At 46.7% G+C, this 25219-nt stretch carries 22 protein-coding genes, 6 tRNA genes and 1 riboswitch; of the genes, 20 read left to right on the plus strand and 8 right to left on the minus strand.

All coding sequences use genetic code 11. From position 1 onward, the window contains the following. The first annotated feature begins 108 nt into the window (after positions 1-108). The 3 genes from BLV33_RS21845 (at position 109) to BLV33_RS21855 (ending at position 5630) form a co-directional block, all read left to right on the plus strand. The gene (locus BLV33_RS21845) at positions 109-1266 is read left to right on the plus strand and encodes an exonuclease SbcCD subunit D (RefSeq protein WP_090796830.1); all 1158 of its coding nucleotides are present in this window, start codon (positions 109-111) and stop codon (positions 1264-1266) included. Then, on the plus strand, positions 1263-4355 hold the full coding sequence (locus BLV33_RS21850) for an AAA family ATPase (protein WP_090796834.1): 3093 nt from the start codon (positions 1263-1265) through the stop codon (positions 4353-4355). Before BLV33_RS21845 ends, BLV33_RS21850 begins: the two co-directional genes overlap by 4 nt. 552 nt (positions 4356-4907) lie before the next feature. Then, positions 4908-5630 carry a transposase gene (locus BLV33_RS21855; RefSeq protein ID WP_090796838.1) on the plus strand — a complete coding sequence of 241 codons (723 nt, stop codon included), beginning with the start codon at positions 4908-4910 and terminating at the stop codon, positions 5628-5630. 80 nt (positions 5631-5710) lie between these two features. On the opposite strand, the gene BLV33_RS21860 is transcribed toward BLV33_RS21855, so the two are convergent. Then, the gene (locus BLV33_RS21860) at positions 5711-6523 is read right to left on the minus strand and encodes a Cof-type HAD-IIB family hydrolase (RefSeq protein ID WP_090796841.1); all 813 of its coding nucleotides are present in this window, start codon (positions 6521-6523) and stop codon (positions 5711-5713) included. Between the two features lie 64 nt (positions 6524-6587). After that, positions 6588-7067 (minus strand): large conductance mechanosensitive channel protein MscL, encoded by a 480-nt coding sequence (mscL, locus tag BLV33_RS21865; RefSeq protein ID WP_090796845.1) that lies wholly within the window; start codon positions 7065-7067, stop codon positions 6588-6590. 163 nt (positions 7068-7230) lie between these two features. On the opposite strand from mscL, the gene BLV33_RS21870 reads away from it, so the two are divergent. Together BLV33_RS21870 and BLV33_RS21875 are read left to right on the plus strand one after the other, a co-directional pair. Continuing rightward, positions 7231-8541, plus strand: a complete 1311-nt coding sequence (locus tag BLV33_RS21870; protein ID WP_171909247.1) for a PAS domain S-box protein — start codon at positions 7231-7233, stop codon at positions 8539-8541. After that, positions 8538-9884: an ATP-binding protein gene (locus tag BLV33_RS21875; protein ID WP_090796854.1), complete on the plus strand. Its 1347-nt coding sequence runs from the start codon at positions 8538-8540 to the stop codon at positions 9882-9884. Before BLV33_RS21870 ends, BLV33_RS21875 begins: the two co-directional genes overlap by 4 nt. Here BLV33_RS21875 and BLV33_RS21880 read toward each other — a convergent pair. From BLV33_RS21880 to BLV33_RS21890, 3 genes are all read right to left on the minus strand, one after another. After that, positions 9853-10398, minus strand: a complete 546-nt coding sequence (locus BLV33_RS21880) for a hypothetical protein (protein WP_139305795.1) — start codon at positions 10396-10398, stop codon at positions 9853-9855. The two genes, BLV33_RS21875 and BLV33_RS21880, sit on opposite strands and share 32 nt — an antisense overlap. Before the next feature lie 46 nt (positions 10399-10444). Continuing rightward, positions 10445-10819, minus strand: coding sequence for a helix-turn-helix domain-containing protein (locus BLV33_RS21885; RefSeq protein WP_090796861.1), 375 nt, complete (start codon positions 10817-10819; stop codon positions 10445-10447). 67 nt (positions 10820-10886) lie between these two features. Continuing rightward, the gene (locus tag BLV33_RS21890; protein WP_090796863.1) at positions 10887-11153 is read right to left on the minus strand and encodes a hypothetical protein; all 267 of its coding nucleotides are present in this window, start codon (positions 11151-11153) and stop codon (positions 10887-10889) included. Between the two features lie 146 nt (positions 11154-11299). Here BLV33_RS21890 and BLV33_RS21895 point away from each other — a divergent pair, with 146 nt between their 5' ends. From BLV33_RS21895 to BLV33_RS21930, 8 genes are all read left to right on the plus strand, one after another. Continuing rightward, positions 11300-11692 carry a VOC family protein gene (locus BLV33_RS21895; protein WP_090796866.1) on the plus strand — a complete coding sequence of 131 codons (393 nt, stop codon included), beginning with the start codon at positions 11300-11302 and terminating at the stop codon, positions 11690-11692. A 90-nt stretch (positions 11693-11782) separates the two neighbouring features. Further along, positions 11783-11859: transfer RNA gene (locus BLV33_RS21900), tRNA-Met, on the plus strand. Positions 11860-11872: 13 nt separating this feature from the next. After that, positions 11873-11949, plus strand: a tRNA-Asp gene (locus BLV33_RS21905). Positions 11950-11963: 14 nt separating this feature from the next. Beyond that, a tRNA-Lys gene (locus BLV33_RS21910) sits at positions 11964-12039 on the plus strand. Positions 12040-12057: 18 nt separating this feature from the next. Next, positions 12058-12137 (plus strand) — tRNA-Leu (locus BLV33_RS21915). Between the two features lie 6 nt (positions 12138-12143). Continuing rightward, positions 12144-12215 (plus strand) — tRNA-Gly (locus BLV33_RS21920). 5 nt (positions 12216-12220) lie between these two features. After that, positions 12221-12297, plus strand: a tRNA-Arg gene (locus BLV33_RS21925). A gap of 187 nt (positions 12298-12484) precedes the next feature. Beyond that, a riboswitch (cyclic di-AMP (ydaO/yuaA leader) is annotated at positions 12485-12638 on the plus strand. A 1-nt stretch (position 12639) separates the two neighbouring features. Continuing rightward, positions 12640-13518 (plus strand): C40 family peptidase, encoded by an 879-nt coding sequence (locus tag BLV33_RS21930; protein ID WP_253187131.1) that lies wholly within the window; start codon positions 12640-12642, stop codon positions 13516-13518. A 255-nt stretch (positions 13519-13773) separates the two neighbouring features. Here the strand turns inward: BLV33_RS21930 and BLV33_RS21935 are convergent, their stop codons facing one another. Further along, complete coding sequence (locus BLV33_RS21935; RefSeq protein ID WP_171909248.1) at positions 13774-15255, minus strand: phosphodiester glycosidase family protein; 1482 nt, start codon at positions 15253-15255, stop codon at positions 13774-13776. Positions 15256-15542: 287 nt separating this feature from the next. Here BLV33_RS21935 and BLV33_RS21940 point away from each other — a divergent pair, with 287 nt between their 5' ends. The 3 genes from BLV33_RS21940 (at position 15543) to BLV33_RS21950 (ending at position 19930) form a co-directional block, all read left to right on the plus strand. Next, positions 15543-17360 (plus strand): APC family permease, encoded by a 1818-nt coding sequence (locus BLV33_RS21940; RefSeq protein ID WP_090796874.1) that lies wholly within the window; start codon positions 15543-15545, stop codon positions 17358-17360. Positions 17361-17488: 128 nt separating this feature from the next. Then, on the plus strand, positions 17489-18058 hold the full coding sequence (yyaC, locus tag BLV33_RS21945) for a spore protease YyaC (protein WP_090796877.1): 570 nt from the start codon (positions 17489-17491) through the stop codon (positions 18056-18058). 30 nt (positions 18059-18088) lie between these two features. Then, a complete protein-coding gene (locus tag BLV33_RS21950; protein ID WP_090796881.1) occupies positions 18089-19930 on the plus strand; it encodes an ABC transporter ATP-binding protein in 1842 nt (613 codons plus the stop codon). 478 nt (positions 19931-20408) lie between these two features. Here the strand turns inward: BLV33_RS21950 and BLV33_RS21955 are convergent, their stop codons facing one another. Beyond that, on the minus strand, positions 20409-21005 hold the full coding sequence (locus BLV33_RS21955) for a hypothetical protein (RefSeq protein WP_253187132.1): 597 nt from the start codon (positions 21003-21005) through the stop codon (positions 20409-20411). A 330-nt stretch (positions 21006-21335) separates the two neighbouring features. Next, on the minus strand, positions 21336-21875 hold the full coding sequence (locus tag BLV33_RS21960) for a CcdC protein domain-containing protein (protein WP_090796887.1): 540 nt from the start codon (positions 21873-21875) through the stop codon (positions 21336-21338). Between the two features lie 128 nt (positions 21876-22003). Here BLV33_RS21960 and BLV33_RS21965 point away from each other — a divergent pair, with 128 nt between their 5' ends. From BLV33_RS21965 to BLV33_RS21980, 4 genes are all read left to right on the plus strand, one after another. Next, complete coding sequence (locus BLV33_RS21965) at positions 22004-22288, plus strand: hypothetical protein (protein ID WP_090796891.1); 285 nt, start codon at positions 22004-22006, stop codon at positions 22286-22288. A 140-nt stretch (positions 22289-22428) separates the two neighbouring features. After that, the gene (locus BLV33_RS29475; protein ID WP_090796895.1) at positions 22429-23454 is read left to right on the plus strand and encodes a hypothetical protein; all 1026 of its coding nucleotides are present in this window, start codon (positions 22429-22431) and stop codon (positions 23452-23454) included. Position 23455: 1 nt separating this feature from the next. Next, complete coding sequence (locus tag BLV33_RS21975) at positions 23456-24085, plus strand: DUF4129 domain-containing protein (protein WP_090796898.1); 630 nt, start codon at positions 23456-23458, stop codon at positions 24083-24085. Beyond that, entirely contained in the window at positions 24072-25217 is a 1146-nt protein-coding gene (locus BLV33_RS21980) for a DUF4350 domain-containing protein (protein WP_090796901.1), read from the plus strand. The genes BLV33_RS21975 and BLV33_RS21980 overlap by 14 nt, the downstream gene beginning before the upstream one ends. Positions 25218-25219 lie beyond the last annotated feature (2 nt).

Below are 25219 nucleotides of genomic sequence, written 5' to 3' on the forward strand. Positions count from 1 at the left end.
ACGGAACAGTTTCCCATTTTATCCAAATAAGGAACGGGTGCTGACAAATTACTCCTCGTGTGGTTAAGTAGTAGTATAGAAGAAAGATTCATAGAGGAGATACCATTTATGAAATTCATACATACAGCCGACTGGCATTTGGGCAAGCTTGTGCAAGGTGTTTATATGACACAGGATCAACGGTACGTATTGGAGCAGCTGCTTGAGGCTATTCAAGAGGAACGGCCGGATGCGGTAATTATCGCGGGAGATCTCTACGATCGCGCTGTGCCGCCTACGGATGCAGTGGATTTGCTGGACGATCTTTTGGAACGAATCGTGATCAATTGCAAGGTTCCCGTACTCGCCATTTCGGGAAATCATGATAGTCCGGATAGGCTTGATTTTGCTACGAAAATGATGGAAGGTCAAGGTCTTTTTCTTTCCGGCCAGCTCAAAAGAGAGCTAAAACCCGTCATCCTTAGCGACAGTCACGGCGAAGTTCATTTTCATCTCCTGCCTTATGCAGATCCTGCGCAGGTGCGATTTATACTGGGAGATGAGGAAATCCGCTCACATGATGATGCGATGAAAGCTCTGATTGTAAGAATCATTGAGCAAATGGACCCTGCCGCGCGCCATGTTTGCATCTCTCATGCTTTTGTAACGCCTCACGGGGAGAAAGAGGACAATACCAGCGACTCCGAGCGTCCGCTTGCCATGGGTGGTGCCGAGCATGTGCACGCGTCCTATTTTACCCCTTTTCACTATACTGCACTTGGACACTTGCATCAGGCTCACTTGGTTCTTCAAGAGAACATCCGTTACTCAGGCTCCCCGCTTAAGTATTCCATTTCCGAGCAGTATCATGAAAAAGGTTATTTAGTGGTAGAAATGGACGGAGCAGGACAGGTGTCAGTGGTCAAAAAGCGGCTGATGCCTCTGCGAGACATGCGCAGGATAGAAGCAACTATAGATCAAATTGAAACTCATGCCATCAATGAAGATTATGTGTTTGTGACGTTGCTGGATGAAAATCCGGTATTATTCCCAATGGAAAAGGTGCGCTCCGTTTATCCGAATGCTATGCATGTAGAACGAAAGGTGAAATGGTCCGGAGGCATGGACTTTGTGGAACAAGGCACCGAGCGGTCCAAAAAGGATCAAGTCTCGCTCTTCGCCTCCTTTTATGAGGAAGTGAAAGGGAATCCTATAAGCGAGTATAAGCGGCGACTGTTCCAAGAGGTATTTGAAGAAGTCGTGCGGACGGAGGGGGAAGCCGAATGAAACCGCTGAAGCTGACCATGACGGCTTTTGGACCTTATAAGCATCGGGAAGTGATTGATTTTACCGCGCTCGGGGATCGCAGGCTGTTTGTTATTTCCGGGAGTACAGGTGCAGGGAAAACTACGATTTTTGATGCGATTTGTTTCGCTATTTATGGATCTGCAAGCGGAGAAGACCGCTACGATGCCCGTATGCTGCGCAGTCATTTTGCCGATGAGGATACGCATACCTCGGTAGAGCTGGAATTTTCTGTGGGCCGCAAGGTATATCGTGTGCTGCGTCAAATGGCTCACCGCAAGGGCTCCAATAAAAATGAGACCGGCGACAAGATAGAATTATATGAAATTATAAACGGACAAGACGTCCCCGTCACGGATCGAAATAAGGTTAAGGAAGTTAATGAAAAATTGGAGCGCATCATCGGTCTGACAAACGATCAATTCAGCCAAATTGTCATGCTGCCGCAAGGCGAGTTTCGAAAGCTTCTGACCTCGGAGACAGAGAATAAAGAGGAGATTTTACGGCGGATTTTCCGCACGCAGCTGTATCAACAGGTGGAGGGCCGCTTTCAACAGCGGACCAAGGAATTGAAAGCAGCCCTGCAAGGCGCGCAGACGGAGCTTGAGGTGCATATCAAGCATATTTCCGCAGCATTGCCTGCTCGCGAGGACAGCGCATTAGTGAAGACAATGGCTCAAGAGCACCAAAACGTGACCCAAATCCTGGAAGGATTGGGGCTGGAAAGAGCCTATTACGAGCAGCAGCTCACACAGACCCAGCTGAAACGGACAACCCTGCAAGCTGCGCTGGGCGAGAAGCAGACACGCTTTCACGAAGCAAAAGCGGTCAACGAGCTTTTCCGCAGCCTGGATGGAAAGCGGATGGAGCGAGATGCGCTGGAGAATAAGCTGCAGGAGCATACAGAACGGGTGAGACGTCTGGAGCTGGCGGAACAAGCTCACCGGCTGCAGCCTTACGAGGATCAATGGAACGCAGCGCTCCAGGCAGAGGCTCAAAAGCGCAGGGCGCAACAGTCAAAGCTGCTCGAAGTGGCAAGTGTAACTAGCGACTGGGAGAAGGCTGAGCAAAGCTATCAGGAGGAAGCGGGTAAGGAGGAGCAGCGTAAACAGGCTGAACGGGAAGAACAGCGGCTGACCGATCTTGCACCAGCAGTAGCGACCTTGCATGCGAATCAGCAGGAGGTCTTAAAACTGCAGCGCGAGGAAGAGCAAAACGCGCACAAACTGGCCGCCCATGAACGGCAGCTGTTGGACATACGCGCTGAGCGGCAAAAGCGCAATGATCTGATCCAGACTCTGGAGCATGAAACAGCTGCATTGCCTCAGCGTAAAGAGGCACTGAGCAAGCTGCGAGAGCAGGCCAAGCTGATGAAAGAGACGCTGGAGGTGCAGCGTCTGATCGAAGCCGGACTGCAAAAAGAAGCCGAGCGTCAGCAGATGCTTGCCTCCATGCAGCAGAAGCACGACACGCTGGAGCAGCTGTGGATTGAAGGGCAGTCGAGCCTGCTCGCGGCCCATCTGCACGATGGACAGCCTTGTCCGGTATGCGGCAGCACAGCGCATCCGAACAAGGCGGAGGCCGCAGCTTCTTTGCCGAGCAAAGAGGAACTGCAGGAAGTCAAACAGCAATTGCGCCGCCACGAGCAGGACTACAACGAAGTGCGGGCGCAGCTGGCTGCAACAAAAACAGGTCTGGCAGATAAGCAGACCGCACTTGCGGATTATGGCGTGGACCTCGAGGGAATAAGCAGCCAATACGACGCTCTAGTCCGCGAAGGAACCCGCGCTAAGGAAGAAACGGATCGCATGGAGGATCAAGTCAAGCTGCTGCAGCAGTACAAACAGGAAGCTGCAGCGCTTGAAATTCATTTGGACAAGCTGACTGGCGAAAAAGAAAGCTTGAACACTCATTTTCAAGATATTCGGATTAAGCGGCACGCCAAGCAGTCCATCCTGGAAAAAGAGCTGGAACGCATTCCGGAGGAAGTCCGTACACCGGAACAGCTTGCGCAGCGTCTAAAACAGCAGCAGGCTGTCACGGAGCAGCTTACACAAGCATGGAAGCTAGCCCAGGAACAGGTACAAAGACTGCAGACCAAGCTGGTCGAGGAAAAAACCAACCTCAACCAATTATCGTTACAGCTGGACGAAGCAGTCGCCTTGTTAGAGCAAGCGGCTTCACGTTTTCGGCAGGAGCTGGCAGAGGCAGGCTTCAGTTCGGCCGAGAATTACCTGCAAATCAAACTGACAGAATCACAACGGAAAGCATTGCGTGAACAAATAGAAACGTTCACCAAGGAGCTTGCTGCACTGTCGCAGCAAATTATTGAGCTGGAACACAGTCTTACTGGCAAGCAACTTGCTGATCTGGATCTATTGACAGCTGATCTTGTCCAGACTGAAGCGGAGCTTGATCTCCAAACTTCAGCATTCCAGCAGTTCAGGAGTTGTCACCAAGACACGGAACGGCTCAGTGCAAACATCCTATCCGTATATGAGCGAATGAAGATACAAGAGGAAGAGTGGCAGCAGGTCAAGGATGTTTATGATGTGCTGAGAGGAGACAATGCGCAGAAGCTTTCTTTTGAACGCTATGTGTTGATTGAATTTCTGGAGCAGATACTTCACGCTGCCAACGAAAGGCTTCGCAGCTTGTCAAATGGGCAGTTTATTTTGCAGCGCAGCGACCGCCTGGAGAAGCACAACCGCCAAAGCGGCCTCGGGCTTGATGTGTATGACGTGTATACGGGCCTAAACCGTGATGTGAAATCAATGTCGGGCGGGGAAAAATTCAATGCTTCACTCTGCTTGGCATTAGGGATGACCGACGTCATCCAAGCCTATCAGGGCGGCATTTCCATCGAGATGATGTTCATCGACGAAGGCTTCGGTTCCTTGGATGAAGACGCCTTGAACAAAGCGATTGAAACCTTAGTTGATCTGCAAAAAGCTGGCCGCATGATCGGAGTCATCTCCCACGTGCAGGAGCTCAAAGCCGCCTTTCCGGCAACACTGGAAGTCCGCAAAACCAAGGAGGGACACAGCACGACAGCAATTCTACTAAAATAAGCTAACCTGAATTCCCCTATGCTGAGTGTTTCCTATGCCAGCTTGAACAACTGGCATAGGCTTTAAGTGTCCGTTAAATATCCCGAACCCCGAACCCCGAACCCCGAACCCCGAACCCCGAACCCCGAACCCCGAACCCCGAACATTGTATCCAAACTCCGTATCCAAATCACGTACCCCCATACCCACTTAACCCTGAACCCAATCCTGAACCTAACCCTGAACCCAACCCTGAACCCAACCCCGACACCACTTCATACATCTAAATGTACTTTTCTGAGTTATATACAATATTAGATATTTCAGTAGCTGTACTAGCGACAAACCCTTAAAGATCAAATGCTTGTCATGACAATTTTTAAGCTAAAATAAAGTTTGTATATAACTCAGAATACATAAAAAAGTACTAGAAAAAAGAACGTATGTTTGCTATAATGAAATTATAGATAAATATTGGTAAAAAGTTAATCTAACCCATTTGATTTTGATTTTTTTAATTTGATTTTGATTTTGAAATTGACATTTTTTAAATTTTCGATTGGAGTTGCAAACATGGATGGTTTTTTATTAGCGCATTTCCCGGTATCGTGCTCAACGGAAGCAGAATGTGAGGATTATTTGATTCAGCTCCGCTGGGCAGATGGTTTTCATTGCCCTCGCTGTGATCATGAGTTTTTTTATAAAATTGAAATTCGTAAAGTCTATGAATGCCGGGAATGTCGGACTCAAGTTTCTGTTACAGCAGGAACAGTTATGCATAGGTCCAAATTATCATTATTAATGTGGTTTCGAGTGATCCATTTATTGGTTAGCGATGATAAAGAAAGGACTGCCTCATCCCTTACTGATCAACTTGGAATTAACTATCGAACAGCTCGATTGATGCTTAATAAATTAAAATGGGCGCTTGATACAAAAGTGAAATTCTCTGCAAGCAGGAGGGAGAAGGAAAAGGAGAAGGAGAAGGTAAAGGAAAAGAAAAAGGAAAAGCTCGAGTTGATGCAAGAGGATATAAAGTTGTCTGAGAAAGATGGTAAACATGTGGTGGAGAAAGAAGTTACTCAGGCATCGGAGTGGGCTAAGCTCATCCATAAGCTAAATGAAACATGCACTGCTATCCAAAAGGAAAAGCAGCGCATGAATAAGATGAGTCGAGCACCGTATGCTGCGCTAGGATCAAAGGGAAATTCACCTTCTGAATTGGTAACGCATTGGATGAGAGCCTTTCTGTCGATTTCCCTTTATCCGAGCTTGATGAGGTATTGGTTAAATTAATGGAATGGGCCTTGAGTTGTTTCATTGATTGGGTTTGGTTGTCTTGAGTTCAGTTAAGTTCAGTTAAGTTAAGTTCAGTGTTAGCTCAAGTTAGCATGTTTGTTAAGGACAAATTTTTCAATAACATGTTTGACGCCTTCTTCGTTATTGGACAATGTCACATAATCCGCAATTTCTTTTAATTCCTGAATGGCGTTGCCCATGGCGACACCTAATCCGGCGACTTCGAGCATTTCGCGGTCATTCCAGGAATCTCCGATAGCAATGACTTGATCCATTGTGCACCCGAAATGATCAGCCAAGAATGATAAGGCTGCGCCTTTGTTGCCTTCCAAATGTAAAAACTCCAAGAAATGCGCTTTGGATTTGGTGATATGCAACTGACCTTTTAATACTTCCCGGAGTTCGACTGCGACGCGGTCCAAGAGTTCCGGTTCATCTATGATCAGCATTTTGGTTTGCGGCTTTTGAACGAGCTCATTGAAATTTTCAGTCACCTGGTAAGTGATGTTGGACAAACGGGCATATTCTCTGACTTTTTCATTATCTTCTTTTACATATAAGGTTTCCTCAAAATAAAGCTGAAGGTGCAAGCCATGCTTCTCGCAATACTCATAGATATAGCTTGCGGCACTGGATGGGACTGATCTTTCATAGATGACACGGCCATCGATCAGGTTTTTGATTAATGAGCCTTGATACGTGATAATGGGCACATTCAATCCGATTTTTGCTGCAATTTTTTGTGCGGATACGAAGCTTCTGCCTGTAGCAAAGGTCACCTTTACTCCCTGTGAAATCGCACTTTTTATTGCTTCAATCGTACCCGGCGAGATGTGCAGATTATCATCAAGCAAAGTATCATCCAAGTCAATTGCAATCAGTTTGTACATAGTATCCATTCTCCAATCGATTGTTTTTCTTTAATTTTCCTTGTGTGCTGGATTTGCCTGATGTTTAAGAGCTTGCGGATTTTTGATTGCTTGTCTCTAATTCCGAGGTACAGAATTTACAGCGGGTCGCTTTGATCGGAATCTCGGATAAGCAATGCGGACATTCTTTGGTGACGGGGTCCTTGGACTCAGATTCCTTCTCATTGGACTCGCTCTTTTTTCTGAACTTGGACAGTTGTCGGATGACCAGGAAAATAACAAAGGAAATGATCAAAAAGTCCAAAAAGTTGGAGATGAATTGCCCATAATTCAGCGTAGGTGCTTTAGCTTGAATCGCTGCATCTAAATTTATATACGATTCTCCATTAAGCGATATAAACAGATCATTAAATCTAACTTTTCCCAGAATCAGCCCGATAAGCGGCATGACCAAATCATTCACGATGGAAGTCACGACTTTACCAAATGCTGCTCCGATAATTACCCCAACGGCAAGGTCTACCATGTTTCCCTTAAATGCAAATTCTTTAAATTCCTTAAGCATGTGATACCTCCTTTGCAACCATTTTAGCCATTTTTATCATAACTTCCAACTTTATTATAAATCGTATTTTATCATGAATAGCAGTTGTCGTATTTTAAAAAAAATAAGATTATGATAGATTTATAATAAGGCTAAAAGGATTGAGATGGAAGGCTGTGGTGACATGAATCCTGCAGAAATCGATGAGCATTCCATTTTTGACCATGTGTACAAATTTGTTCCGATAGGCATTGCGATCGTTTCTCTCGAGGGAGCATGGTTGAAAGTGAATCCAGCTTTATGCAACATTTTGGGGTATTCCAAGGAGGAGCTTGTACAGCTTACCTTTCAAGAACTCACTCATCCAGATGATTTGGATCTAAATAATAGCACAGTCAATCAATTAATTACCGGAGAGGCGTCTTCCTATGAATTGGAAAAGCGCTATATCCAAAAAAATGGGAACGTCAAATGGGCTTCCTTGCATATTTCTTTGGTTCGAGATGAAATAGATGAAACCCCTCAGTATTTTATCACTCATATCATCGATATATCGAAAAAAAAGGCAGCTGAGCAAAAGCTGCTGGAAACGGAAAGGCTGTATCAGCTTATTTCCGAGAACGCACAGGATATCATTTCATACAGTTCGCCTGATGGGATTTTGCAATATTGCTCCCCTTCGGTCTTTGACTTATTAGGCTATATGCCGGAAGAGATCGTAGGAAATACGAAGCTGATAGATTTTTTTCATCCGGAGGATTTGCGAGCAGTTCAAGCGACGTCCTTTGTGGATAATGATGTGTTTTCCACTCGCGTGCTCCACAAAAACGGAAATTACATTTGGTTTGAAACCAGCTACAAAGTCATAAGGGATGAACAGGGTGAAGTGCTTAATATTGTTGGGATTGGCCGCGATAGAACTGAGCGCAAACAAAATGAAGATAATCTGGCTGAAGCACAGCGGATCGCCATGCTTGGCAGCTGGGAGTGGGATATCCTTAACGAAAAAATTGTATTTTCGGATCAAATGTACAGGATCTACGATATAGATCCTCGTCAAAAGCTCTCAAAACCAAAAGAAGCATTAAATCTTGTGCACCCCAGCGATCAGCGGTGTGTGATGGATGCCATCAAAAAGGCTTTTCACGATGGATCGTGTAATTTGGAATTCCGCCACTTGCAGCAGGACGGTACGGTTCAGTTTTTGAATATTCGCGGGGTCGTCCAATATAACGGGGATGGCAAACCCTCCAAAATGAATGGCACGGTTCAGGATATTACCGAAAGAAAAAATGTTGAACTTAAGCTGCAGGAAAGCATTCAACGCTATACTTCGCTAAAAGATTATAACCATGATGCTGTGATTTCTCTGGATTTGGAAGGGAACATCATAAACACGAATATGATGGCTGAGAAGCTTACTGGGTATACAGTCCAGGAGATGATTGGAACGAGCATTTCAAGAATCATTGGGGGGCTGAACATTTGCACATGATTCTTACCAAACCCCAAGAGCATGTCGACACAGAAAAAAACATTAATACTGTTTACCACAGGGACGGCCATACTGTTGAAGTTTTAACGACAATTGCTACGATTGTTATCAATAGTGAAATTACCGGTTATTATATCATCGCCAAAGATATTACAAAACAAAAAGAACTGCTGATCGCCAAAGAAGCAGCCGAAAAAACCAACATAGCCAAAAGTGAGTTTTTGGCTATGATGAGTCATGAAATCCGCACGCCCATGAATGGGGTCATTGGCATGACTGATCTCCTGATAGAATCTCCCGATCTGAACTCTGAGCAAAGAGAGTATATAGAAATCATTCGGAAAAGCGGATCTTCCCTGCTTGCCATCATAAATGGTATTTTGGACTTTTCCAAAATTGAATCAGGCAGTACGGTGCTGCAGGAGGGTCCTTTGGATATCCGGCAATGCATTGCGGAAACGTTTGATATTTTATCGTTTAAAGCCTATGAAAAGCAGTTGGATTTGATTTATTCCGTTAGCCCTGACATACCTGTTCAACTTAGGGGAGATTCCGATAGGTTAAAGCAGGTGTTACTGAATCTGATCGGAAATTCTATCAAATTCACGCAAACGGGCGGAGTCACCATTAAGGTGAACAAGCTTTCGCAAAAGGGACGCCATATCAAGCTGGAATTTATCGTAAAGGATACGGGAATTGGCGTACCCAAGGAACATATCCATCAGTTATTCGAGCCCTTCTATCAGTTGGATCATTATATGACTCGTCAATATGAAGGAACAGGTTTAGGCTTAGCCATTTGCAGAAGAATTGTTACCCTTATGGATGGAGAGATTTGGGTGGAGCATGCGGATGATGAAGGCCTGAAGGTTGTTTTTACTGCGATTTTTAAGAAAGAAGATCAAGATCAAATGCAAGGCTCGGAACAAAGAGCATGGGGGGAGGCTGATCAAACAGCTCCCATGAAGCTGAAAATCCTGGTAGCCGAGGATAATGAAATCAATCAGTTTGTGATCTCAAAGATTTTGGAGAAACAGGGGCATACGGTGCGTATTGCTGTAAATGGAAATGAAGTTATCCAAATGGCGGCTTACGAAGATTTTGATATTATTTTCATGGATGTCCATATGCCTGATATGAACGGACTGGAAGCGACGGAAAGAATCAAATCCAATTTGGCCCCCGAGAGATGCCCGATCATTATAGCCGTCACCGCCAATGCGTTGAATGGAGATCGGGAAAGGTGCCTGGAAGCCGGCATGGATGAGTACTTAAGCAAGCCGATTAAGAACGAAGCGGTATCTGAAATGATTAGAAAGTTTTTTCCAACACTTGGTCAATAATCAAAAGATGGTAGTTCACCCATTTCTTGCGGTTCCGAGCAAAAAGAAATTGAACCAGCACGATGCAGGAAAATGAAGCCATACTTGCCGCTATCCAAATCAGTGAAGAATGGAATAACTGTTGAACTACTTCATTCCATTGAACAGTGAATGGATGGTTTGGCGGCAGATTCGTTGATCCGATTGCAACAACCAGTATGGGAAGTGACAGCTTCCAGAGCAAATCCAGTAAAACCTGGATAAACGATCCTAAGTTTTCTTGGGATTTTAGAATAATCCTATTTTCTATCAGTTCTTCCGAGCTTAAGCGGCTATATGCATAATAGTCTCTTTGAAAGTCTTTGTTTCTGACCCGCTTTTTGATAGGCGGAACGTTATTATCCCAATCCTTAAAATGCTTCCACAAGGGGCGTTCGAGGGTGTGGATCATGGCAGAAGTGCGGATGAATTCATATAAACCATAAAGAACCACAGCCAAAAAAGCTATTGCCCCAATCAACCAATTTTCGCTCATTTCGGCACCTCGCATCAAGCAACGGCATCTTCTGTGATGACCGTTGTTATTGTTTCTTTTGACGATTTTTCTTGGCAGCCAATTGCCTGAACGTCTCCAGGCTTTCTTTCAAATGCTCGGCTTCTTCTTGGGTAAGCTCGTACTTCAGACCTTCAAGCGCCAGAAAATCTCTGGCCGGATCCACTGTATATGTACTCGTTGATCGGCTGCTTTTCCCTGCGATCAACCACTCTAAAGATACTTCGTATAAATCTGCTAACCGAATCAGCGTATGGGTGTCAGGTTCACGATCTCCTGATTCATATTTGGCCAGGGTGCTGTTATGGATATCCAGCAATTCGGCAATTTTGTTTTGTTTGAAATTTTTATTCTCCCGGCTGGACTTAAGCCTTTCGGAGAGAGCTTTGTTCATTTGATTCATGTTTGCAACACCTCACTACTCCAGTATAGCGTCAGTTGGCGTTTTGGAACTTTTTGTTGGCGTAATGTCAATTATAAAAAATCTCAAAATGATAAATCGTATTTCGTGTCAGCACACGAAAATCGGTGCCGTCATGATCGATAGCCTGAACCTTGGTTGTTTTGAATGGAGCCTCTTGCGTCAAAGACGACAGAATCATGGGAGACCCTACTTGTATTTCCATTAATTCCTGAAAGGTCTCACCCTGAATGCGGTCAAAATCAAAGCGTTCAGAACGATGCTTGGGCGTAATTCCATCAATTTGATAAATTTGCAGCAATTTTAATCGTCTCATGCTCCATATCTCCCTGAATCAGGTTAACTCTGTCGCTTACATCATTATCGCCTTTTTCCTGAAATTTTCCAATAGCTCTGTACAACTTGTTGTACTGCTTTATAATAATGGAGAGAAATTCAATGGAAATCTAGGAGGAATCACCCATGCCTGTTAAAAGAATTGAACACGTCGGCGTTATGGTCGCCAATCTTGAGGCTTCCATCCGGTTTTATGAAGAAGTCATTGGTTTAAAGCTGAAAGGGACTTTGCTGCATACGAATGAAGTGATCCGTTTGGCATTTCTAGGATTGGATGTTGAAGGCGAAACCGAGGTTGAATTGATTGAGGGTTACCAAGAAGGGCTGCCGCAGGAAGGGAAGGTTCATCATCTTGCTTTTGCCGTGGATGACATTGAAGCGGAATTTTCCAGAATTCAAGCTCTGGAGCTCAGCGGAATTGATCAGAACATTACAACATTGCCGAATGGAGCCCGATATTTCTTTTTTAATGGACTGGATATGGAACTCATTGAGTTTTTCCAATCGACGCGCAATTAAGCCGGAACTTGTATTTGTTCTTCATACATGGTAAAGTAAGTTTCGTTGCTCATGACGGAAATCGACTTGAGCCATGAGTCAGCTTACTGACGCGGGGTGGAGCAGCCCGGTAGCTCGTCGGGCTCATAACCCGAAGGCCGCAGGTTCAAATCCTGCCCCCGCAACCAATTTTACCAGTGTGGAGCCGTGGTGTAGAGGCCTAACATGCCTGCCTGTCACGCAGGAGACCGCGGGTTCGAATCCCGTCGGCTCCGCCATTATTTTGCATCATGAGGCATTAGCTCAGCCGGTAGAGCACCTGACTTTTAATCAGGGTGTCGTAGGTTCGAATCCTACATGCCTCACCATTTGTTTATTTAATCCATGCGCGTATGGCGGAATTGGCAGACGCACCAGACTTAGGATCTGGCGGGCAACCGTGGGGGTTCAAGTCCCTCTACGCGCATCGTTTGCGGAAGTGGCTCAGTGGTAGAGCATCGCCTTGCCAAGGCGAGGGTCGCGGGTTCGAACCCCGTCTTCCGCTTTTGTGCGCCCTTAGCTCAGCTGGATAGAGCGTTTGACTACGAATCAAAAGGCCGGGAGTTCGAATCTCTCAGGGCGCGCCACATCAATCATAGATGTTTAAAATATATAAAAATCAATTGAACAGGCAAAAGACGAAGGAAAACAAGGGTTTATCGCCCTCACTCTTTCGCCTTTTTTTTCGTTATATCGCATGTTCTCTTCATTTGTAATTTATTTACACCGTAAAAGGGGTTGATCAATCAAACCAAACTATGGTAATCTAGCACAGAGAAAAAATTGCCGAATCCACAAGCAGCAAAGGCTTGGGTACGGGGGATGCTTTATTGGGGTGAATGATCGTAATCCGCTAAGGAGAAGCGAACTAGGGAAATCCTCTTCCCGAACCCGTCAACTAACCTCGGAGGCTCATAGGAGGCAGGTTATTGAAGTCATTTGCTAAACGCATTGTTTTGTCATGCGCATTAGTTTGTGGAAGCTTAGCGGTAGCTGCAGCAGCTCCGACATATGCATCGGCTGCAAGCATCGTGAAAGTACAAATTAATGATGAACTGGTTCAGTTTCCCGACGCACAGCCATTTATCGACAGCAGCAGCAATCTCCAGGTTCCACTTCGTTTTCTATCCGAGAAGTTAGGGTATAAAGTCGATTGGAGCATGGAAGGCGATACGCAAGTTAACGTCAAGTTAACGAGCAATCAGAACTCGATTATGCTGTCGACCGGCGCCAGCCAAGTTATTGTGAATGGCGCGCCAAAGAGTTTGCAGGGCAGTGCGGCATTTGTAGAAGGCCGCGCTTTCGTACCTCTTCGTTTTATCTCCGAGACCTTTGGTTCGGAAATCAAATGGGATGCAAGCAACCAGGTAGCGATCATAAAAGCAGACGGCAAAGATCATAAGTCCGCTTATATCGCTCCACCACCGCCGCCGCCAGCACCACCAATTGTCATTCCAAGCATTACAGATCAGATTGCGCAAATTGCAAATGGTTACATCGGCGTTCCTTATGTTTGGGGTGGAACCACTCCCAAAGGCTTTGATTGTTCAGGTTTTGTTCAATATGTGTTTGCAAGCAAAGGAATTGATCTGCCAAGAACTTCTTCACAAATGTTCAGCAGAGGCACTGCCGTCAAAGAATTAAAAACAGGCGATTTGGTATTCTTCGCAAATGGCAGCATCAGTCACGTCGGTATCTATCTAGGCAATGGTAATTTCATCTCCGCAACCAACCATGGAGTTAAGGTTGAAACGCTATGGGGCGGATATTGGGGTGGAAGATACGTCGGTGCCAAACGAATTGTTTAAATTCAATCATTAGGACTCATACTTAAATAACATTCGAGGATTCCCACTTACATAACATTCGATTTCCGAGCAAACTCGCTTGGAGATCGAATGTTTTTTTCATATGAGATAAACCTCTATCGAGGTCATTCGAAGATGAGCGACCGCGTTCAAAGGTAGGTTTATTCGCCAATAAGAAAGTCTATTTCGGAGATCCGAAATAGACTTTCTTATGTGGTAAAATGGAATTACCCTTGTTACAAATTTTTGAAACATTTAAGGAATGGATAGGGATGCACGATACAGATTTTGATCCCAGCTTACTTGACCTCCCAGGGATTCAATGACAGCCCGTAACGGCAAGTAAATGTGTCCATCAATAATTATCGGAGCCTCCACTAGACCTTGCGATTTCCCGTTCACCTGAACCGCTTTCTCGCCGACACGCAGGAATAATTGCTGATTACCATGCTTCACTGTTAACGATTTCGCATTGCCATCCCATTTGAAATCGGCTCCAATTCGTTCTAAAATCCCTCGAAGCGGCACCATGGTGGTTTCCGTCTGCAGGTAGCCTCGAAACTCATTCACAAATTGTCCGTTCACCGCAATTTGAATTTGGGCTTGGGGCATGCGTTCTACGATAAACGCATTGCTGAGCAAGCGGCCAGGTGAAGTCAGCTCGACTCCATTAGAGTAAAGCGCTGAACTCGAACCTCCGTCCAGATTCATGGCATCAGTAAAGCCTAATTGCTTTAGCACCCCCGCCATATTGGAAATCGTGGCAGAACTCATAGTTCCCATCACCAAGCGACCCAATCCGTCTGTGCCGATAAAGCTGCGCCCGTTGGCATTTGTGGTGATTTTCGGATCCGTGAACCCGTCTCTTTGGGTATTGATGTCGATGATTCCATTTTTCAGAAGCAGTGGACCGGCACCGACAGCTGCATCAATTTGCGGAAGTCCCATCATCAATCCCGTATCTGAATTCAAGCTTGATGAGGAGACGGCAATGGGATCGCCAACATGAAGATGGGGGAGCAAATTCTTTGTATTATTGGAGCTGTTGCCCACCATAACGACTTGGCCGTCTATCGGAATCGCAGCTGAGTTTTGCGTAATGGTTTTAATCTTGCTTTCTTCTATGACAATCTTGGTTGTCCCGGGGAAATCAATAGAGCTGCCAAAATCCTCGGTATACCAGACAACCTGGTCGATTTGGGAGCTTCCATAGTATTTATTCACACCCCAAGGCTCAAACGTATAGGAGCTTCCACCATGCTTCACACTGACTTTCATGCCGGTTTTGATTCTTTGGACAATCCCTGTTTTGTCAGGAAGTACAGTAAAAGCCTGATTTTCACCCGAATGCATGACTTGTCCGGATTTAATCATAAGCCCGTTCGGAAATCGCTGGGAATCATCTGCTTCATAGGCATCGAAGAACGCCCCGTTAATTCCTGCTGCAGCATGGTTTCTTTGCATCATCGAGCTGAAGGATTCCACGTGTCCGATTCCAGTAACAGCTGTTACAGGCTTTACACGAAGTGTGGGATCTTTCAGATCGACAGTCACCCATGTGACTGCGTACGATTTCCCATTATATGAAACGGACTTGCTTTGATCAAAAACGGAAGATTCAGCTCTGACATTCTCCCCAAAGCTAAATGAGATTCCAATGATGCTGAAAATAAGAGCTATTTTTCCAGCTTTATTAAGGGTACCGTGCACAAGGGTGGCACTGATTTTAGATAACAAGGCAATTGAGCTTCCTTTCTCGTAGAGATTTTTCACCATTCAGAGGAAAACGCCAAATAATAAAGATACGAGTAGCTTGACACATGTTCAATCAAATATTTGACGCTAATAAGACCTATTAAGTTGCTTTTTATGCCTAATTATTCCTTTACAGTGATATTTGAAAAGGGTATGATTCGGAAGTTCCTACTTTCCTGCGGCTTTTTTGCTTTGAAATTGTTCAAATGGGACAAATATAGGTAGAGATAAAATTTTTGGCTTTAAGGGAGAGAAAGAGGGGAGCATTCATGCCTAACAGATTTAAACGATTATTAATCGGCCGCCCCATGAAAAGCGGAGAAATAGAGGATGAAAAGCTTAGTAAATTAAAAGCGCTTGCTGTGCTTTCATCGGATGCGCTTTCATCTGTGGCTTATGGTACGGAACAAATTTTGCTTGTATTGATGGCAGTGGGTTTTGCAGCCGTGTGGTATTCCATTCCGATATCCTTGGCAGTACTTGGACTTTTATTAATTCTTGTTCTATCATACCGTCAGACCATTTTTGCTTACCCTTCGGGTGGAGGCGCCTACATTGTTGCAAAAGATAATCTGGGTGTTTCGACAGGTCTGCTCGCCGGAGGTTCTCTGCTTGTAGACTACATCCTTACGGTTGCAGTTAGTTCTTCTGCAGGTACAGATGCCATTACATCAGCTTTTCCATCGTTGCATGATCATCGAGTTTTAATTGCTTTGACGATGATTTTATTTCTTACAATTATGAATTTACGCGGGATTGGTGAGTCTGCTTCTGTATTGGCTGTACCGGTATACTTGTTTGTGGTGGCCATATTCATTTTGATCGGTTCAGGGATTGTCAAGTATATGATCGGCGGCGTGAATGCTGAAGTACACGAACTGGGAACAGTCGTTTCCAATATCAGTTTGTTTCTCTTGCTAAAAGCTTTCAGCTCGGGCTGTTCTGCATTGACCGGGGTTGAGGCGGTATCGAACGCCATTCCAAATTTCAAGCAGCCGGCAGAACGCAATGCGGCCAAAACTCTGATGATGATGGGTATCATTCTCGGTGTCATGTTTATTGGCATCAGCTTGCTTGCCTATTGGTATGGTATAAAGCCGGATCTGAAACAAACGGTTGTATCCCAAATTGCAGAAACTACCTTTGGTCGCGGGATGATCTACTATATCATTCAGGGAGTCACTGCACTGATTTTGTTTTTAGCAGCCAACACCGCTTATTCTGCCTTTCCTCTGCTGGCATTTATGCTCGCCAAAGACAAGTACATGCCGCATATGTTTATGGTGCGAGGCGATCGTTTAGGCTTCTCTAACGGCATTATTTTCTTGGGTGTATTCTCAGCGTTACTCGTAATTGCTTTTCATGGAAAAACAGAAAATTTAATCCCTCTTTATGCGGTTGGGGTGTTCATTCCATTCACTTTATCACAATTAGGCATGATGGTTCGTTGGCTCAATCTTAGGCCAAAGGGTTGGTGGCTGCCCTTTACTGTAAATACAATCGGGATGCTCACGACACTGGCCATCACGCTGATTTTCATTTTTACCAAGTTCAGTCAAGTATGGATGGTATTCATATTTTTGCCGATCGTTATTTTCATTTTCTACAAAATTCGTCGGCACTATCTGAACGTAGCTGATGATCTGCGAATCAGTTTAATGGAAGATAATCCCGTGATTAAGGGGAGCACAATCGTCGTTCCGGTTGCCGGTATCACCCGAGTAGTGATGAATTCTCTGAGCTATGCCAAGTCTCTGACGGAAAATGTTATTGCCGTTTATGTCGCTTTTGACGATGAGGAAATCGACCGGATGGAGGCCAAATGGGAGGAATGGAATCCGGGGGTGCGATTAATCGTACTGCGCTCCAGCTACAGAAGTATCATACGACCCTTGATCAAGTTTATTGAAACGGTAGAATGGAAGAATTCAGAAACGGACCATATTACTGTACTCATCCCGCAATTCATTACCAAGCATTGGTGGCACTATATTCTTCACAATCAATCCAGTTTAATGCTCAGAGCTTATTTGTTCACGCAAAAGGATGTAGTCATCGCTACAGTTCCCTACCACTTCCATCGCTAATAGGACAAATGATTAACCCCGCTGTACAGTCGAAGCGCTTTTGTACCTTCGACCATCGTCAGCGGGGTTTTTTCAGCTATAGACATGACCTCCCTCCTTATGAAAAAATAGGAGAAAGTCTGAATGTAATGGACAAAGATGATTTTCAGGGTAGGGTGATGAAATTGGAGGAAGAATTAAGCGAACCGAAAGAACGCTATTGGAAAAAAATAAAAGGGGACCGGCTTTCCAGTTTTCTCCAATCCATTGCCGATGAAAAGAGGTTGACACCTTTATCTGTTGTTTTTGTTTGTATTGGAACAGACCGTTCTTCGGGGGATTCATTGGGTCCGTTAGTAGGGACAGTGCTTCAGGAAGCGGGATACCCTCATGTCATCGGCACGCTGGAATCACCTTGTGATGCAAGCAATTTATGCAAGAGACTGCTGGAGATTCCTGCGCAGTGCACGGTTATCGCAATTGATGCCTGCCTGGGTCAGCCCATGTCTGTGGGCTTGTTTCAGGTATCCAATCAGCCGCTGTTTCCGGGCAAGTCAGTGGGCAAAGTGCTTCCAATCGTCGGCGACTACACGATCGCCGCTATCGTAAATGCGGATGGTCCCAAGCGTTATTCGATTCTTCAAACGACTTCTTTAAATAAGGTTTTGAAGATGTCCAAAGAAATTACGGATGCTGTTCGAGAGGTTTTCCGACTATAAGTCAGTTTTTTCAGCAGGGAGTGAGACAAAATGAGATTTGGGGGAGCCTTGGAAAGCTACACGGCAAATGGGGGTAAACCGCCAAAAGCTAAGCTGAAGGATGTATCTCTGAAAAGAATAGTATGGCTGTTCCGTGACTATTGGGGACAGCTCGCAGTCATTATCCTGCTTGCTTTGTCAGCAGCCGTAATCGGACTTATTCCTCCGCTCGTCATGCGGGAAATTATAGATAAAGCGATACCGAAGGGAAATGCACGACAGCTTGTTGAAATGGTGCTTCTGCTGACTTTGCTGCCAGTGGCAAGCGGAGTGCTTGGTGTTTGGCAAAACCACCTCAATACCAAGGTGGCCCAAGGGGTCATGAGAGACCTGGGACAAACCCTGTTTCACAATCTTCAGCGCCAATCGATGGCTTTCTTTACAGCCTCGAGATCGGGTGAAGTCGTTCAACGGCTGACAGGGGACGTACAGGCTGTGCAAAATGTGATCACTTCTCTGGTCGTTTCCTCGATCACGCAAATCGTCATTGTGGCAACGACAATTAGCATTTTGTTTGCACTGGATTGGAAGCTGGCGATCATCTCGATGATCATTTTGCCGCTTTTTGTGCTGCCGGTGCGCCGTGTTTCGAGTGTCAGAAAGCGTCTTCGCATCGAAACGCAAAAGGTTCGGTCGGACATTTCTTCGCACCTCAGCGAAACCTTTGGTGTCTCGGGAGCGCTGCTGACGCGAATCTTCGGCAAGGAGCAGCAGCAGGAGCAAGCCTTCACCCAGATGAACCAAAAGGTAATGTACCTGGAGCTGCGCCTCAACTGGGTAGGCCGTTGGTTTGGCATGGCGGTCAGCCTGCTGGGTCCTATTGGTACAGCTGTCATTTATTTATACGGCGGCTTCTCCGTAATCCAGGGCAACATGACCATCGGAGAAATCGTGGCGTTCACGTTATACCTCGGACGCCTCTATATGCCCGTAGGCACACTGCTGAATCTGCAAGTGGAGCTCGGCACGGCGCTGGGTGTATTCCAGCGCATTTTCGAATATGCGGACATGCAGGCCGATGTCCGCGAAGCCCCGAACGCGCCGCCGATGCCGGCGATTCGCGGTCATGTGGCTTATAAGCGAGTGTCCTTCGCTTATAAGCCAGAGCAGTACGCGCTGCGGGACGTGTCCTTCGAAGCGCGGCCGGGCGAGATGGTCGCGCTCGTGGGACCGAGCGGCGCCGGCAAATCGACGCTGATCGGCATGATAGCGCGCCTCTACGACGCGACTGAGGGCAGCGTCGAGATCGACGGCGTGAACGTCCGTGACGTTCAGCTGCAGTCGCTGCGCGATCAGATCGCGTACGTGACGCAGGAATCGTTCCTGTTCCATGCGACGATTCGCGAGAACTTGCTCTTTGCGAAGGAGCACGCTTCGCAGGAGGAGATGGAGGCTGCTTGCCGCCAAGCCTACATCCATGATTTTATCGCGTCGCTGCCCGAAGGCTACGACACGAGGGTTGGCGAGCGCGGGCACCGGCTCTCGGGCGGCGAACGGCAGCGGCTTGCGATTGCCCGCGCGATCCTCAAGCGCCCGCGCATCCTCATCCTCGATGAGGCGACCTCGCACCTGGACTCGGAATCCGAGTCCTATGTGCAGGCCGCGCTAGATGAGCTGATGCAGGGGCGCACGACGCTCGTGATCGCGCATCGCCTGTCCACAGTGCTTGCCGCCGATCACATTCTGGTGATCGAAGCGGGAAGCGTCGTGGAGCGAGGCACGCACAGCGAGCTGCTCGCGCAGGACGGGCTCTATGCCCGGCTGTACCGCACGCAGTTCGCCAAGGGCGAACAAGGCGATCAAGGCGATCAAGGTGGTCACCCCTCGGTTTAGGGGTGACCGCCTTTTGGGCTTTACAGCCGCGCCATTGCGCGCCGTCATGCTGCGCCAAGCAGCTTCACCGCCTCAGCGCGCCAACAGGAATGCGCCAAAGCAGCCTCACCGCTGGCAGTGGCAACACCATGAGTGCGCATGCAGCTTCACCGCTGCTACGCGCCACCAGGAAGCGCCAAAGCAGCCTCACCGCCGCCTGTGAGCTTTTTCCAGCGGTTTATGAACTTTGTTGTGGCATTTCGCAATTTTCCACTATCAGCTTAGTACCAATAACATCCAAATGCAAAAAGTACATCTCAAAAATCCTAATTTGCTAAAAATCAGAAAATGAGATGCAAAAACTACATCTATTTCCTCAGAAACTAGTGAAACGGATGAGATTTAACTTCTTGAGATGTAAGTTCTGCATCTCATTATCCCAAAAGCAGGCAAGTCGATGATTTATGTTGTATAAAATACATCTGGTCAGCAGATTGCATCAGTCGATATAGTCCCATACCCTGCGATCAAGCTCGTAATGGAGCACCCGCCCACCTTTTCCTCGCACAATAGGATGAAGCCAACCCTTATTCAAGAGCGACTGTACGATACGCAACGCTGTCCGATGCTTCACCTCGAAATGGTCAGCAACATCCTTAGGACGTATGGGCTGAGCCAGTTGGATGCCAAGTCGAATTACTTCTTTTTCCTCAATGGTCGCTTTACCGATCGGTGATTGTCCGGTTTGATATCTGCTAAGGAGCATACGCAGTAAGTTCATGCAAAGCTCAGGACGATTGGCAACATCATCATACGCAAAGGAAACCACTCTAAACCCTAATGTCTGCAAAAACAACTCCCTGTTTAATTCTTCACAGTAGCGTTTTCGATCCATGTCTTGCACATGGGAACCATAGCCTTTGATTTCCCAGATGAACTTTATGTTTGGTGGTAAGAAGGCAAAGTCAGCAAAGTAAGAACGCCCTCTCCAGTCCATAGCTTCATATTCGGGGTGCAGATGATCAAACTGGCCATGCACAGGGAACCATACATTTTGCAAAAATAATAGTTCTGCATGTTGATGTCCTCGCTCCAAACGACCTTTACGTTCTCCTGAGCGCGCCTTTAAATGGGATTCGATAAATGCAGTATGTACAGCTTGAAAATTTGCGATTTTTAAACAACCCCTCTGCATAAAATGAGATAAACCTCTATCGAGGTCATTCGAAGATGAGCGACCGCGTTTAAAGGTAGGTTTATTCGCCAATAAGAAAGTCTATTTCGGAGATCCGAAATTTTTATATTTTCTTATGTGGTAAAAAAAACGCCCCTACTCATCGATGGATGAATAGGGACGTTCTTCGTCACTTGAAACCAGTATAACTGTTTACGATGAGATTGACTAGCAGGGTTGACCTAGTAAACTTTATTCCCCAGGCACCACGGGACCCGCACCTTCACGAGTGTCCAGCTTGCCTTCTTCTTTGAGCAAGTAGACAAAATAAAGCAGGTAAAAAGACACAATGACAAAGAAAATCCCGGCGGTAAGCGGATCTTTAGAAATTTGGGAAGGATCGGCGGGGTTCATCGCATTTGGGCTGCTGGCGCTTACTATGAACAGCAACCGGTATGCGATACGCCCGAGGAACAGCACCAGGACCGTGATCTCCACCCACAGATGGGTGCGGTAAAACCAGATATCTTCCCGCTTTTCGAAACGAGTATGGCGAATGGCGATCAATCCGAGCGCGATTCCTCCGACAAGTCCGACGGCATCAGCCACAAAAAAGATCGGATGGATAAATCCGAGTCCCAAAATAACCAGACCCAATATACCGAACATGATGGTGCGAAACATGAGCCTATTGCGACTGAGCTTTTGAAAGCCAATGGTCTTTTTCGTGCGGCGGTAAATTATAAATCCAATCAATATCGCCACAAAAATATACTGCGTCCAATTCTGCATACTCGAACCTCCATTGGAAACTGTTTAAAATTTTATATTCGAGTTTACAAATACAAGGCATACATTTGATAAAACCGATGTAAGCTTACAAGTAGATTAATATCTTGACATAAGGAGTTGATAGAAAAATGCCTATGATTTCTCATTACAATTACCGGAGCAGTGAAAACGAAATCTATTGCTGCCTGCGAAATAAAATTGTAGCACTGGATCGCAATCAAGTCGAGCAATTTTGCAGCGGTTGTAAAATGTATGAAGGAGAAGCTGACGGTAAAGGGGTTACCTGCAGCTGGGACGATTCGCGAAATGTGAGCAATCCTCATATTGTTCAGGATCCTCTGTTGGAATTCGCCAGCAATCAGACCCGGCAGGTAGGTTTGGTAGATTCTAGTTATTTATCGGTTTCATACTGAAAGATTCCGAGATTGCGCCATGCTCTTTGCATGAGCGCCTTTTTTAGTTTAAAAATGAATCCAGGGAGTAAAGAAATAAACGATATAGTGTATAATAGTCAGAGATAGCTTTTCTTACCAACATTTAGGGGGATTTTTAAGTGTCGCAAATGCCGCTCAGGCCCATGAGTATCGGAAGAATATTGGATCGCAGCTTTCAAATCTACCGCAAACATTTTGTAAAGCTGATCTTGCTGATGCTTCTTCTATTCGGTCCTTTTTATTTACTTCAGAGCCTGCTGTTATTTGATCAAAATGCTGCAACCAATTCCCTGATCGATGGGCTCCGGAATTCTTTTTCTTTTAATTCTTTCTTAAATTCAACCGTGGATTTGAACCCTTCAAGCAACCTGAAAATAGCGTCTATGCTCGTTTTTTTCTTTGTGATGCTGCCGATCTATTCTTTGGGATTGGTGCCGTTAGCCTGTGCTTCCACACTTTTCCTGGTCAGCGGAGTCCTCTTCGGGGAAGAAATACCGACACTTGGCGCATTATTAAAAAAAGCATTCCGCAGGTTTTGGCCGATGGCGCTCAGTACACTTCTGATGCTGCTTATCCTGATTGGTATTTACGTGGTATTTGTGATTGTAATCTTAATCTTTTTTGCGATTTTTGCTGTTGGCTCCGGACTTACGGGAGGTATGCTAAACGGGTTTGCACCTGGGATGGGGTCCGGCATATTTTTCGGTGTGTTGATCGTTCTTCTCATTGTTGGCTTTTTGCTTGGGTGGGCGTATTTTTTGATAAGATGGGGCTATTATCTGCCTGCAGTCGCCATGAATGAACCCGCGCCAGGTATTGGTAAGAGCTGGAATCTGACCAGACGCAGCTTTTGGCGCCTGCTTCTCATGTACTTCGTGCTTATCATCATCGTGTATGTGTTTTTATTGGTGGTCAATTTGATCATAGTCGCGTTAGCCGGAAACAGCCTATTCAGCCAGCTGCTGCAAAGCTTGATTTCTGTGCTGATCACACCGCTCTGGTTATTGCCTTATGCCGTCAGCTTTTTCGATCTCAAAGTGCGCAATGAAGGCATGGGACTCGAAGATTTACTTCAACTTACCTTGGCAGAAGACGGAAAGCTCGAGGATGCATGGGAACAGGAACCCGATAAGAAGGATGAGTAGCTTGCAGCTTCCAGAGGATAAACAAAAGCTTAAGGAGATTTTGTCAAAAGATGAATATTCCGCTTACAGACAGGACTCCCATAACTCATTATGGGACCTGCTGAGCTGGGTATGGCGAAAAATAAGAGGCCTATTCCCTGATATTACGGTGTCGAAGGGGACAGGGACATTAATTTCTTATCTCCTTCTCGCTATTGTGCTGGTGCTTATTGCTCTGGCCATTTATTGGTTCTCCAAGCAGATCGTAAGGAGAAGTCATATTCGCTCAACCTCCTATTTGCCGGAAGGAGAGATCAGCCGATCTTATGCCTATTACTGGCAGCAGGCTGCCGAATATGGCGAAGCCGGCGCCTGGAGAGAAGGAGTCCGCTCGGTTTTTTTAACTCTGCTGTTTTACCTGGAAGCCCAAAAAAGGATTCGCGTGGAGAGCTGGAAGACGAATTGGGAATATGCAGCCGAGCTGGCAGACTCTGATCCGGCTTGGGTCCAGCTATTTCATGATTCTTCCTTGCTGTTTGATCAGATTTGGTATGGAAATGCTGAAGCAACAGAGCATGTTTTTACTTTGATTTACGGCAGTGTTGCTGCTCTGCTGGAAAAGGAGGCTGAGAAGCGGCATGCGAATGCTTAATAAGCTTCATGTTGGTCTTGCCATCAGTATTTGTCTGTTTCTCTTACTTGGCTATTTGATTGTGAAGCCCAAAGCGGAGGACAAGCCGCCTTTTCTTTCTTTTTCGGCGGATCTTGATGGCGTGAAAGCCTGGAGAGAGCTGCTCGAGAGCAAAAACAGCCGGGTAAAGGAATGGAGGCTGGACTGGAGCGAGCTTCCCCGTGGAAAGAACCAGCTGCTGACTGCGGTTCAGCCTGGAACTGTAACCAAGGAAGATGTGAATCATATCCTCGAATGGGTCAGGCAGGGAAATGATTTGATCCTTTTGGATCAGCAGCCGAACGAATGGAGCTCCTATTTTCCAATCGTCCCCCTGAACGGGGCGCATGGACAAAATAGCGGGAATCCATCAGCAGCGGATGAGGCCCGACCCATCTTTCGTGAAGGCGATGCCAAAGACAAATGGACAGGTGTCGTTCAAACCGGATTCCGACTAAAGCCGTCGCCTGATCAGCATGTCCTGTTTTCCGACGGAAGCGGCGTGTTAGCCAGTCAAATGGCCATGGGCGCGGGCCATTTGACGATGGTGCTGACGCCGGAGTGGCTGACCAATGAGCGTATCCTGGCCAACTCTCATTTTGAACTGGCGTGGCCGCTGTTCGACCGCCCGTGGAGCACGGTGTGGCTCGACGAGACGCACCACGGCTACGGAACCACACGCGGTCTGCCGGCGGTTTACCCCGCTTGGATCAAGCTCGCTGCCCTGCAGCTCGGCCTCGCGCTGCTCGCCTGGCTGTGGCTGCGCGGCAAGCGCTTCGGCCCCGTCTACACGCCGCGGGCGTGGACGGTCCGCCGCGGCGACGAAACGCTGCTCGCCGTCGCCGGCTGGTACGAGCGCCTCGGCTTCAGCCGAGAGGCGCTGTCGCACCAACAGCAGTACCTGCGGCAGCTGCTGCTCGCGCGCTGGGGGCTGAGCCCCAGCGCAACTGCGAAGCAGGCCGCGGATGCGGCGCGGGTCCGCTGGCCCGAGGTGCAGGCTGCGCGGCTGGAGCGGCTGCTGGAGCCGCCGCCGGCTTTGCCGGGAGGCGTGAAGCCGTTCGTGCAGCGCACGCGCGAGATGGGCGAGATGATCGCATACCTGGAGAAGGAGTGAAC

Origin of the sequence: Paenibacillus sp. GP183 (genome assembly GCF_900104695.1) — a bacterium.
Classification (GTDB): Bacteria; Bacillota; Bacilli; order Paenibacillales; family NBRC-103111; genus Paenibacillus_AI.